Annotated in this window: 9 protein-coding genes; 4 read left to right on the top strand and 5 right to left on the bottom strand. The window is 59.0% G+C overall.

The genetic code is table 11. The features are described 5' to 3' along the window. Nucleotides 1-214: hypothetical protein (locus tag CKO36_RS19375; RefSeq protein WP_207161363.1), on the top strand; the 214-nt coding region annotated here is incomplete at its 5' end. Between the two features lie 226 nt (nucleotides 215-440). On the opposite strand, the gene CKO36_RS02625 is transcribed toward CKO36_RS19375, so the two are convergent. The 3 genes from CKO36_RS02625 to CKO36_RS02615 form a co-directional block, all read right to left on the bottom strand. Beyond that, complete coding sequence (locus tag CKO36_RS02625; protein WP_200280140.1) at nucleotides 441-851, bottom strand: GFA family protein; 411 nt, start codon at nucleotides 849-851, stop codon at nucleotides 441-443. Nucleotides 852-1534: 683 nt separating this feature from the next. Continuing rightward, nucleotides 1535-3895, bottom strand: coding sequence for a phosphoenolpyruvate synthase (gene ppsA, locus CKO36_RS02620; protein ID WP_200280137.1), 2361 nt, complete (start codon nucleotides 3893-3895; stop codon nucleotides 1535-1537). Beyond that, nucleotides 3892-4146, bottom strand: coding sequence for a hypothetical protein (locus CKO36_RS02615; protein ID WP_200280134.1), 255 nt, complete (start codon nucleotides 4144-4146; stop codon nucleotides 3892-3894). Before CKO36_RS02615 ends, ppsA begins: the two co-directional genes overlap by 4 nt. On the opposite strand from CKO36_RS02615, the gene CKO36_RS02610 reads away from it, so the two are divergent. Next, nucleotides 4136-5497: a TrpB-like pyridoxal phosphate-dependent enzyme gene (locus tag CKO36_RS02610; RefSeq protein ID WP_200280131.1), complete on the top strand. Its 1362-nt coding sequence runs from the start codon at nucleotides 4136-4138 to the stop codon at nucleotides 5495-5497. The genes CKO36_RS02615 and CKO36_RS02610 overlap by 11 nt on opposite strands. 68 nt (nucleotides 5498-5565) lie before the next feature. Here the strand turns inward: CKO36_RS02610 and CKO36_RS02605 are convergent, their stop codons facing one another. Further along, complete coding sequence (locus tag CKO36_RS02605) at nucleotides 5566-6453, bottom strand: metal ABC transporter permease (RefSeq protein ID WP_200280128.1); 888 nt, start codon at nucleotides 6451-6453, stop codon at nucleotides 5566-5568. Nucleotides 6454-6467: 14 nt separating this feature from the next. Continuing rightward, nucleotides 6468-7226: a metal ABC transporter ATP-binding protein gene (locus CKO36_RS02600; RefSeq protein WP_200280125.1), complete on the bottom strand. Its 759-nt coding sequence runs from the start codon at nucleotides 7224-7226 to the stop codon at nucleotides 6468-6470. Nucleotides 7227-7412: 186 nt separating this feature from the next. Here CKO36_RS02600 and acnA point away from each other — a divergent pair, with 186 nt between their 5' ends. Together acnA and purB are read left to right on the top strand one after the other, a co-directional pair. Further along, nucleotides 7413-10085 carry an aconitate hydratase AcnA gene (gene acnA, locus CKO36_RS02595; protein ID WP_200280122.1) on the top strand — a complete coding sequence of 891 codons (2673 nt, stop codon included), beginning with the start codon at nucleotides 7413-7415 and terminating at the stop codon, nucleotides 10083-10085. Further along, complete coding sequence (purB, locus tag CKO36_RS02590; RefSeq protein ID WP_242469339.1) at nucleotides 10085-11482, top strand: adenylosuccinate lyase; 1398 nt, start codon at nucleotides 10085-10087, stop codon at nucleotides 11480-11482. Before acnA ends, purB begins: the two co-directional genes overlap by 1 nt. Nucleotides 11483-11564: the final 82 nt, after the last annotated feature.

The following is an 11564-nucleotide window of genomic DNA, read 5'->3' as shown; positions in this document are numbered from 1 at the left end:
CATCGGCGCTGTCCTTGGGTTGGGTTGCACCTCCAAGACTACGCCTTTCCCGGACTCCTGCCGCCCCATGCCTCGCGCTGATCACCTACTGAAATTGTTGGTTTTGGACCGAGGGATGATCAAGGCCGAGAAAGAAGCTATCACAATTACAAAAAAAGCAATCATAGCATTAAAATCTATAAAAATTCCCAACATATTTCCCTCTTGCAAATAAATATTTTCACATAACGTGAAGCCAAGCCTAAACCGACCCTGGATTGGGTCCTTGCTTGTCAAGAAGTCTTCAACCAATAGTTCGTGAACACCAGCGACTTCTTCGGATGATAGCGTTTGAAGTCCGTTGTAATGCTGTATACGTTCGAGTTATCGTTTTAGCGCCCTAACGCGGAGTTGAGCTGCGCCGTTTTTTGCGTCGGCTGAAATAGCTTTGTTGTGTGGTTTTATGCTGATGATGGCAAAGTCTCTATCATAGGTAATTTATAAAAATCTTTATCCCAATTTGCTTTGCTCGAAATAAAAATGTGAGCGGTAGGTGTGATGTGGATATCACAATCAAGGCTTCCAGCGGGAACTACCAGAAGCTTCTCTTCAAATTGAATATTTGGAAGGGCGGATCCGCAAATTGAGCAAAATGATTTCGTGTGTTGAGTTGAAGGCAAAGTAAAATTTGTGATTTTATTCTGTCCTGATAACCATTTTAACTTTGCAGAAGAAGAAAAAAGATTAGCACCATGAGCCGAGCCAGTATCTTTTCGGCACCAGCTACAATGACAAAGATAGAAATTATCAAAATCGCCTTCTATTTCGAAATTGACTTCACCACATAGGCATGATCCTGACTTAATACTCATATGTGAAATTCCTCTAGATTACGGCTGATAAATCATTTGCACACAACGCCAGCCGTAACCGGCGCGTTTGTAGTGAGCGGAACGAACGAAAATTCGTCCGAGTTTATAGCATTGTGGTACGCCCGGCATGGGCATGAACTGATGGGGTGCAAGTTCCCTGTAGGAGAATCACCGCCTGGTTTCTAATCAGGCGGCAACGACTAGCGACAGGCAAGGGCTGAGCTGCGAGGCGAGGTCTGAAGGAAGCCTGGAGCACATCTGCGAGCCTACGAACAGAAACGTCATCGAAGGCCGGGCCGGGACGCGCTAGCCACAGATAGCGAAGCCCGGTGATCCAACCTGGGTACGGTAAATGGCGAGGTTGTGCAGAGAGCGTTCATGTCGCGGTAGTGCCCCGATCTGCAGGGTGAAATTAAAATAAAACCATTAAAATCAATGTTATTAGCGACGATCGTCCTGCAGGTCAGGGCACTACCAGGATGTGAACAACCATCTGTAGAAGATGGGCCGACTAGACAGAATTGCGGGCTGGTAATTTGTGCAGGTTGTCGATGCTATACAGAATTTTCTGGTAATTGCGAAGGCGCCGCTGCAACACGCAGGGATCGCGAAGAAGGTGAACGGTCATGGTCCGCATCACTCCTTCGCGACCCATCGGCGCTACGCGCTGCAGCAGGCTCAGCTCAGCTTTGTTCAGCCAAATAGAGCCAGGTATCAACCACGGTATCCGGATTCAGCGATACGCTGCTGATGTTCTGTTTGACCAGCCAGTCGGCCAGATCGGGATGATCTGAGGGGCCCTGACCGCAGATGCCGACGTATTTGCCCTGCGCACGGCAGGCGGTGATGGCCATTTCGAGCATTTTCTTCACTGCCGGGTCGCGCTCGTCGAAGGACTCTGCCACCAGGCTGGAGTCACGGTCGAGGCCCAGAGTGAGTTGGGTCATGTCGTTGGAGCCGATGGAGAAACCGTCAAAATACTGCAAAAATTCCTCAGCCAACACGGCGTTGGAGGGAATCTCGCACATCATGATCAGTTTGAGGTCATGCTCCCCGCGCTTGAGCCCTTGCGCCGCCAGGACTTCCGTGACGCCCTTGGCTTGGGCCAGGGTGCGCACGAAGGGGATCATGATCTGCACATTGGTTAGGCCCATGGTTTCGCGCACGATCCGCAAGGCCTCGCATTCCATGGCAAAGCAGTCCTGGAAGTCGGGTGACAGATAGCGCCCGGCGCCACGGAAGCCGATCATGGGGTTTTCTTCGTGCGGCTCGTAGCGCGGCCCGGCGATCAGGTTGGCGTATTCGTTCGATTTGAAATCCGACATGCGCACTATGACCGGATGAGGCGCAAAGGCGGCCGCCAGGGTGGCAATCCCTTCGACCAAGCGCATGACGAAAAACTCACGCGGCCCTGGATAAGCGGCGATGCGCGGGCCGATCTCGGCCTTGAGATCACTGGGCAGGGCCTCGTACTCCAGCAGTGCCTTGGGGTGGATGCCAATCATATTGTTGATGATGAACTCCAGCCGCGCCAGGCCGACTCCAGCGTTGGGCATGGCGGCAAAGGCGAAGGCACGTTCGGGGTTGCCGACGTTCATCATCACCTTGACCGGCACCTCGGGCATTTTCTCCAGTGCCACGGTCTTGTGCTCAAATTCCAGCACCCCCTGATAGACGTAGCCGGTGTCGCCTTCGGCGCAGGACACAGTGACCTCGGCGCCCTCGGCAATGCGGCTGGTGGCGTCGTTGCAGCCGACCACGGCCGGTACGCCCAGCTCGCGCGCGATGATGGCGGCATGGCAGGTGCGCCCGCCGCGGTTGGTGACAATAGCGGCCGCGCGCTTCATCACCGGCTCCCAGTCGGGATCGGTCATGTCGGCAACCAGCACATCTCCAGCTTGCACCTGATCCATCTGCGTCAGCGAAGTCACTACGCGAGCCTTGCCAGCGCCGATGCGGTTGCCAATACTGCGTCCGCTGGCGATCACTGAGCCGCTTTGCAGCAGCCGGTAGCGTTCCAAGACCCCGCCGGTGCGACTTTGCACCGTTTCCGGGCGCGCCTGCACCACATAGAGCTGGCCATCATGGCCGTCCTTGGCCCATTCGATGTCCATCGGGCGGCCATAGTGTTGCTCAATCAGCACCGCCTGGCGGGCGAGTGCCTCGACTTCCTCATCGGTGATACAGAAGCGCTGACAAAGTTCGGCGGGCACATCCTCGGTGCGCACTGGCGACTGGCTGCCGGATTCGGCATAAACCATACGCACAGCTTTGTCACCCACACCGCGCCGCAGCACCGCCGGGCGTCCAGCCGCCAGCGTTGGCTTGTGCACATAGAATTCATCCGGGTTCACGGCGCCCTGCACCACCATTTCGCCCAGGCCGTAGCTGGCGGTGATAAAGACGGCGTCGCGGAAGCCAGATTCGGTATCAAGGGTGAACATGACCCCGCTGGCCGCCAGATCCGAGCGCACCATGCGCTGAACGCCAGCGGACAGCGCCACCTCGGCATGGGTGAAGCCCTGATGCACTCGGTAAGAGATGGCACGGTCGTTGTACAGGGAGGCGAAGACCTCCTTGATGGCATGCTTGATGTTGTCGAGTCCCTGGACGTTCAGGAAGGTCTCCTGTTGGCCGGCAAAGGAGGCATCGGGCAGATCCTCCGCCGTGGCCGAGGAACGCACCGCCCAGGAGGCTTCCGCCGCATCGGCGGTCAGGGTGGCAAAGGCACTGTCAATGGCCGCTTCCAGCGCCGGTGGAAAGGGCTGCGCCATGATCCAGCCGCGAATGCGCGGGCCAGCTTCGCTCAGCGCGCTGATGTCTTCAACATCCAGGCTTTCCAGTTCGGCGGCGATTTTGGCATCCAGCCCATCGACAGCAAGAAAGTCGCGATACGCTTGAGCCGTAGTCGCAAAGCCACCTGGTACCTGCACTCCAACCTTGGTTAGGTGCTGAATCATTTCGCCCAGTGAGGCATTCTTGCCGCCCACGATGGGCACATCATCCATGCCCAAATCGCTCAACCAACGCACAGTTTCGGTCATTTACAGTCACCTCGTGCCCAGCCAAAGCTCCATTGCACTTCGGCCACGCGATAGCGGATCGCATCCTCATTGAGTCGGAATGCGAGCATCAAAATTTCAGCGGCGACCGCAAGCAACAGCGGTATGCCGCTCCCCGGAAACCGCAATATAGCGCAATATGGCAAACTATGACCGCGCTTGCGGCCTCCAAGCCCGCGCGCTTTTTTACTCGCCAAGTCCCACTGGAGACCCAGACCATCGATGAGTGACACTGTCAAATACCTGCTTGATGAAACTCGCCTGCCCAAGGCCTGGTACAACATCAATGCTGACCTGCCTGAGCCGCTGGCGCCGGTCCTGCATCCTGGTACCAAGCAGCCCATTACCCCGGATGATTTGGCGGTGATTTTCCCGCGTGCGGTCATTGAGCAGGAGATGAGCACCGAGCGAGAGATTGAAATCCCTCAGCCGGTACGCGATGTCTACCGCCAATGGCGCCCGTCGCCGCTGTTTCGCGCCCGCCGCCTGGAAAAAGCCCTGGATACCCCGGCACGCATCTACTACAAATACGAAGGCGTCAGTCCCGCCGGCAGCCACAAACCGAACACGGCCATCGCCCAAGCGTTTTACAATCAGCAGGAAGGGGTCAAGCGCATCACCACCGAGACTGGCGCCGGACAATGGGGCTCCTCGCTGGCATTGGCGGGAACTTTCTTCGGGTTGGAGATTGTCGTCTACATGGTGCGCGTCAGCTTCGACCATAAACCCTATCGCCGCGCTTACATGGAAAGCTTTGGTGCTCAGTGCATCGGCAGCCCCAGCAATACTACCGCTGCTGGCCGTGCCATTCTCGCCGAGCACCCGGACAGCACCGGCAGCTTGGGAATCGCCATCAGCGAGGCGGTGGAACTGGCTGCGCAACGGGATGACACCAAATACGCGCTTGGCAGCGTGCTGAATCATGTGTTGCTGCACCAGACGGTGACCGGAATTGAGGCCAAGGAACAGATGGCCATGGCCGATGATTATCCGGATCTGATTATCGGCTGTACTGGTGGTGGCAGTAATTTTGCCGGACTGGCGTTTCCCTTTTTGGAAGAACGACTGCGCCAGGGCCGTGACATTGAGTTCATCGCCGTGGAGCCATCGGCTTGTCCGACCCTGACCAAGGGAGCCTTTGCCTACGACTTCGGCGATACCGCGCAGCTGACGCCGCTGGTCAAAATGTACACACTTGGCTCAGGCTTTGTGCCACCGGGCTTCCATGCTGGCGGCCTGCGCTACCATGGCATGGCGCCGCAAATCAGCCACCTATCCAAGCTAGGGCTGCTCAAACCCCGTTCATATAATCAGCTCGAATGCTTCGCGGCTGGCATCCAGTTTGCCAAGGCCGAGGGCATACTGCCCGCTCCCGAGGCCAATCACGCCGTGCGCGGCGCCATTCACGAAGCTGAAAAGTGTCGCGAAGCTGGCGAATCCAAGGCGATTTTGTTTAATCTTTGTGGCCATGGACACTTCGACATGCAGGCTTACATGGATTATTCAGCTGGCAAGCTGAAAGATCTCGTCTACGATGATTCGGAAGTCGCCATGGCATTGGCTGGCTTACCTTCGGTGGGCTGAGTTGCGCGTATGCACAGCCAAGGCCCGGAGGTCATGATCAATCAGGTTGAGGCGGACCGTCCGGGCTTTCAGTCTGGCTCGTGTGTGCCCGGCCTGAGGTGATCGTTCTGCTGTGCTGCCAGGCTCATGTGACGTTGCCACATCTGCCACAGGCGCTGCGCAACCAGCGCCAAAAAGTAGGTACTGCCCGCCAGTACAATCATGGTCGGACCGGCTGGCCAGTCGGGTGCATAAGACAGCGCCAGGCCGCCACTGGTAAACAGCATTCCCAGCAGCGTGGCTAAGACCATCATCATGGCCAGGGAGCTGGTCCAGAGACCGGCGATGGCGGCTGGCAGCGTCAGCAGGGCAATCACCAGAATCAGTCCGACTACCTGAATCATCAGCACCACGGTGATGGCCACCATCACCAGGAGTGCCAGATACAGCGTGCTTACCGGGACACCGCGCAGGCGGGCGAACTCCTCATCGAAGGCCACGGCAACAAACTGGCGGTAAAACAGCGTCAAGCTTAGCAGCAGGACGGCATCCAGCAGTGCCATGAACAGCAATTCGCGCGCGGGTACCAGCAGAATGTTGCCAAACAGGAAACTCATTAGATCCGAGGCGTAACCCGGGGTCTCGGCGATGAACAGAATTCCGACTGCCATGCCGATAGCCCACAGGGCGCCAATGGTGGTGTCCTCACGCGCTTCAGAATACAGCCGTACCCAACCAATCAGCAGCGCCGCAACAATGGCAGCGATCAAGGCGCCCAGTAAGGGATTAAAGGCAAAATAAACCGCCATACCCATGCCGGCCAGTACCGAATGCGCAATACCACCGGCTAGAAAGGTAATGCGCTTGACCACCACAAAGGGGCCCATCAGGCCACAGCCCACACTAGCCAGCAGACCTGCGATCAACGCTTGCCACAAAAAGCTGTGTTGGGTTAAGGCGCCAAAAAATTCAGCCATTTGCCATTATCTCGTCAGTGATCATGCAGAATCCCACGCACCCGCTCGCCATAGAGTTCAGTGATGACAGTCCCATCGATCCGGTCGGTGGTATGACAGACCAGGGTGCGGTTCAGACAGGCCACTCGGCTGACGTAGCCAGAAATAAATGCAATATCGTGCGAGACCACCAGAATCGTCATGCGAGCGTTTAATTCTGCTAGCAATTCGAAGATTTCCCCCTCAATACGGTGATCGATGTTGGCAGTGGGTTCATCCAGAATCAGGAGCTCCGGCTCGCTCACCAGGGCGCGCGCCAACAGCACCCGTTGCAATTGTCCACCGGAGAGTTTGCCAATGGGGCGGCGGGCGATATCTTCGGCCTCAACTTCATGCAAGGCTTTCTGCACGGCTGCACGATCCGCCGGGCTGTAACGCAGCATAAGCGATCGGGTACCCAGTCGTCCCATGAGCACGGCATCGGCTACCGTAATCGGAAAATCGCGCGCAAAAGCTGGATGTTGCGGGACATAGCCGATGCGGTGTCGGGCTTGTTTGGGGGGTTGTCCGAGGACTTGCAGACGCCCGGCAGTCGGATCGAGCAGCCCGAGGATGAGCTTCAGGAAGGTGCTTTTTCCGCCGGCATTTGGCCCAACCAAGCCGAGAAACTCGCCGCGCAATACCTCAAGTGTGACAGTATCAAGCACGCGCAGAGTGTCGTAAGAAAAACTGACCGCCTCCGCTCGAATCACGGCATCCGGGGAAGGGAGCGGCGGTATCTCCAGGTTGCTCATAGCAGAGACCATAGTACCCCCTCAGGGTGTAAGTGCATGTGCTCAGCCTTGTCATCGGACAGCGGTTGTTGTCTGTTATAGTATAACAGTTGAGTGGCGACCAGCGACGACGCGCGCTTTTCTCCCCGCTTCCAGGCGGCTAAAATCCAACCGTTAACCGCCACCCTAACGCCGGAACCCAAACTCATGCCCAACAGTTTTAACGCCCAAGCCGATCTTGTGGTCGGAGATCGTACCTACGAAATTTTTCGCCTGGCAGCCGTGCCGGGCAGTGAGCGCCTCCCCTTTTCGCTGAAAATTCTGTTGGAGAATCTGCTCCGGCACGAAGATGGCGTGACGGTGCGGCCTGAGGATATTGAGGCGCTCGCCCACTGGAATCCGCAGGCGGAGCCGGCGACGGAGATTCAGTACCGCCCGGCGCGCGTCTTGATGCAGGACTTTACCGGCGTGCCAGCCGTGGTCGATCTGGCCGCGATGCGCGATGCCATGAGTGCCTTGGGCGGCGATCCTAAGCGCATCAACCCACTGCAACCGGCGGAGCTGGTCATCGATCATTCGGTGCAGGTGGACCATTATGGCCATGACAGCGCCTTTGCCCAGAACGCTGAGTTGGAGTTTGCCCGCAATCGCGAGCGCTATGCCTTCCTGAAGTGGGGACAGAAGGCCTTTGATAACTTCCAAGTGGTGCCGCCGGATACCGGCATTGTGCATCAGGTCAATGTGGAACATTTGGCGCGCGTGATTTTCGCGCGCGAGCAGGAGGGCAAGTACCAAGCCTATCCGGATACCCTGGTCGGCACCGACTCGCATACCACCATGATCAATGGCGTGGGGGTACTCGGCTGGGGCGTGGGTGGCATTGAGGCCGAGGCGTCCATGCTCGGCCAGCCGATTTCCATGCTGATCCCACAGGTGGTTGGCATGCGCCTGACCGGTGAGCTGCCCGAGGGCACCACGGCGACCGATCTGGTGCTGACCATTGTTGAGCGTCTGCGCCAGCATGGCGTGGTGGGCAAGTTTGTCGAGTTTTTCGGCCCGGCAGTCGCCGCGCTGCCGATGGGCGAGCGCACCACCATTGCCAACATGGGTCCTGAGTATGGCGCCACCTGCGGGCTGTTCCCCATTGATGAGGAAACCCTGTCGTTCCTGCGCTTGACCGGGCGCGATCCGCATCAGGTAGCGCTGGTCGAGGCTTACGCCAGGGAACAGGGCTTCTTCGCCAGTGCTGACAGCCCCGAGCCGCAGTTCAGCGAGGTGCTGGAACTGGATATCGGCACTGTGGTGCCCTGTCTGGCCGGTCCTAAGCGCCCGCAGGATCGCGTGGCACTGTCCGACATCAAGGGCGCCTTTGCCGAGGCGCTCGCCAAGGGGCAGACTGAGAGCGGTCGCGCGCCCGGCACTCCGGTCAGCACTGAAATCGACGGCCAAAGCTGCGAGCTGCACGATGGCTCAGTGGTCATTGCCGCTATTACCTCCTGTACCAATACCTCCAACCCGAGCGTGATGCTGGCCGCTGGCCTGGTGGCACAAAAGGCGGTGGCGCGCGGCCTGGCTGTGCCGCCTTGGGTGAAGACTTCGCTGGGGCCGGGCTCCATGGTGGTGACCCGCTATCTGGAAGCCTCCGGGCTGCTGACGCCGCTCAAGCAGCTGGGGTTCCATGTGGTCGGCTACGGCTGTACCACCTGTATTGGCAACTCGGGGCCGCTGCGTCCCGAAGTTTCCGCCGCCATCGCCGAGGGGGGGCTGAGTGTGGCTTCGGTGCTGTCCGGCAACCGCAATTTCGAAGGCCGGGTGCATGCTGAGGTACGGATGAATTATCTTGCCTCGCCGCCACTGGTGGTGGCCTATGCGCTGGCCGGGCACATGGCCTTTGATCCGCAGACGGAACCACTGGCGACCGATGCCAGCGGGCAGCCGGTGTATCTGCGCGATCTGTGGCCGACGCAGGCTGAGATCCAGGCAACGATTGCCAGCGCCCTGAACGCCAGTCAGTTCAGCAAGAGCTATGCGGAAGTCTTCGCCGGCGACAGCCGGTGGCAGGAGCTGGCCGCGCCAGCCGGTCAGCGTTACGACTGGGCGGCTGATTCCACCTATATTCAGAACCCGCCGTATTTCGCTGGCATGAGCCTGACACCGGAGCCAGTTGCAGCCATCACGGGCGCGCGCGCGCTGGCGATTTTGGGGGACTCGGTGACCACCGATCACATCTCCCCTGCCGGCGCCATCAAGGCCGACAGCCCGGCGGGCCGCTATCTGATCGAGCAGGGGGTGGCCGAGGCGGAATTTAATTCCTATGGCTCAAGGCGCGGCAACCATCAGGTGATGATGCGCGGCACCTTTGCCAACATTCGCCTGCGCAACAAGATGGCACCGGGGACCGAAGGAGGGGTGACCCTGCATCAGCCCTCGGGTGAGTCCCTGTCCATCTATGAGGCCGCGATGCGCTATCAGGCCGATGGTGTGCCAGCCATTATCATCGCCGGCAAGGAATATGGCTCCGGTTCTTCGCGCGACTGGGCGGCCAAGGGACCGCGCCTGCTGGGCGTGCGCGCGGTGATTGCCGAGAGCTTCGAGCGTATTCACCGCACCAATCTGGTGTGCATGGGAATTTTGCCGCTGCAATTTGCCCCCGGCGACAGCGCGGAAACCCTGGGGCTGACCGGTGCGGAGTCTTTCGCCATCGGTGACATCGCCGACGGCACGGCCAAGGAGGTTCAGGTCACCGCCACCGGCCCCGATGATACAGCGACATCTTTCACCGTCCGGGTGCGTATTGATACGCCGAATGAGGCTGATTACTACCAGCACGGCGGCATTTTGCACTTCGTATTACGGCGCCTGGCGGGGCAGAGCAACTGATGCCTTCTACAGAGCACAGTGACGCCCCGCTGGAGCTGACGCCGCTGACGGCGATCGCTCCCATTGATGGACGCTATGCGCGAGTCACGGCCGGGTTGCGGCCGATCTTCAGTGAATTCGGTCTGATTGAGCGGCGCGTGCGCGTGGAGATCGCCTGGCTCAGGGCGCTGGCTGAACATCCGGACATCGCCGAGGTGCCGCCGCTGTCGGCAGCGGCCCAAGCCCGGCTGGAGGCGATCCTCAGCAACTTTGGTATAGAACAAGGCCTGCGCGTCAAGGCGATCGAGCGCACCACCAATCATGATGTCAAGGCGGTGGAATACTTCCTGAAGGAACAGGTCGCTGATCAGCCCGAGCTGGCGGCAGTGGCGGAGTTTATCCATTTTGCCTGCACCTCCGAGGACATCAACAATCTGGCGCATGGGCTGATGCTGCATGATGCGCGCGAGCAGGTGCTGTTGCCGGCAATGGACCACCTGATCGAAACGCTACGCGCGCTGGCGCATCGCCATGCCGAGCAGCCGATGCTGGCGCGCACCCATGGCCAGCCGGCTTCGCCCACCACCCTGGGCAAGGAGCTGGCCAATGTCGTGCAGCGCCTGAGACAGCAGCGCGACAGCCTAGCCGGCGTGACTCTGCTGGGCAAAATGAATGGCGCCGTGGGCAACTACAACGCCCATCTGGTGAGCTATCCGCAGCTCGACTGGCCGGCGTTCAGCCAGACCTTGGTGGAGTCCCTGGGACTGGGCTTTAATGCCTATACCACCCAGATCGAGCCGCACGACTGCATGGCCGAGCTGTTCGATGCCCTGAGCCGCTTCAATCAGATTGAGCTCGATCTGTGCCGGGATCTGTGGTCTTACATTTCCATCGGCTATTTCCGCCAGAAAACGGTCGCGGGCGAGGTGGGCTCATCGACCATGCCGCACAAGGTCAATCCAATCGACTTTGAGAATGCCGAGGGTAATCTCGGCATTGCCAATGCGTTGCTCAATCATCTGGGGGCCAAATTGGCGGTGTCGCGCTGGCAGCGCGATTTAAGTGACTCAACGGCCCTGCGCAATCTGGGAGTGGGTTTTGCTCACAGCCTGATTGCCATCGCCTCGGTGCAGCGCGGGCTGGGCAAGCTGGAGACTGATGCGGCGCGCATGGCCGCCGATCTGGATCAAAATTGGGAAGTGTTGGCCGAGGCGGTGCAGACGGTGATGCGACGTTATGGAGTGCCGGAGCCTTATGAAAAACTCAAGGCTTTGACGCGCGGTCGGCGTATTGGCGCGCAGGAACTGGCCAGTTTTGTCGAGGCACTCGACATTCCAGACGAGGCCCGCGAGGCACTGCGCCAACTCACACCGGCGCGCTACATCGGCAATGCCGCTGCGCAGGCGCGTGCCATCTGAGCTGTGCTATTTGAGCAAAGAAAAAGCCGGGCGGCCGCTGGGCCGCTCGGCTGTTTTGCTGGTCGGCGCGCGCGCCGACTCA

Source organism: Rhabdochromatium marinum (assembly GCF_016583795.1).
In the GTDB taxonomy this organism is placed as follows: domain Bacteria; phylum Pseudomonadota; class Gammaproteobacteria; order Chromatiales; family Chromatiaceae; genus Rhabdochromatium; species Rhabdochromatium marinum.
This window is presented reverse-complemented; position numbering and strand designations above follow the sequence as displayed.

Excerpts from the sequence above, each read along its gene's own strand:
- CKO36_RS02625 (WP_200280140.1), bottom strand. The coding sequence starts at position 851 with ATGAGTATTAAGTCAGGATCATGCCTATGTGGTGAAGTCAATTTCGAA.
- ppsA (WP_200280137.1), bottom strand. The coding sequence starts at position 3,895 with ATGACCGAAACTGTGCGTTGGTTGAGCGATTTGGGCATGGATGATGTG.
- purB (WP_242469339.1), top strand. The coding sequence starts at position 10,085 with ATGCCTTCTACAGAGCACAGTGACGCCCCGCTGGAGCTGACGCCGCTG.
- CKO36_RS02605 (WP_200280128.1), bottom strand. The coding sequence starts at position 6,453 with ATGGCTGAATTTTTTGGCGCCTTAACCCAACACAGCTTTTTGTGGCAA.
- CKO36_RS02600 (WP_200280125.1), bottom strand. The coding sequence starts at position 7,226 with ATGAGCAACCTGGAGATACCGCCGCTCCCTTCCCCGGATGCCGTGATT.
- acnA (WP_200280122.1), top strand. The coding sequence starts at position 7,413 with ATGCCCAACAGTTTTAACGCCCAAGCCGATCTTGTGGTCGGAGATCGT.
- CKO36_RS02610 (WP_200280131.1), top strand. The coding sequence starts at position 4,136 with ATGAGTGACACTGTCAAATACCTGCTTGATGAAACTCGCCTGCCCAAG.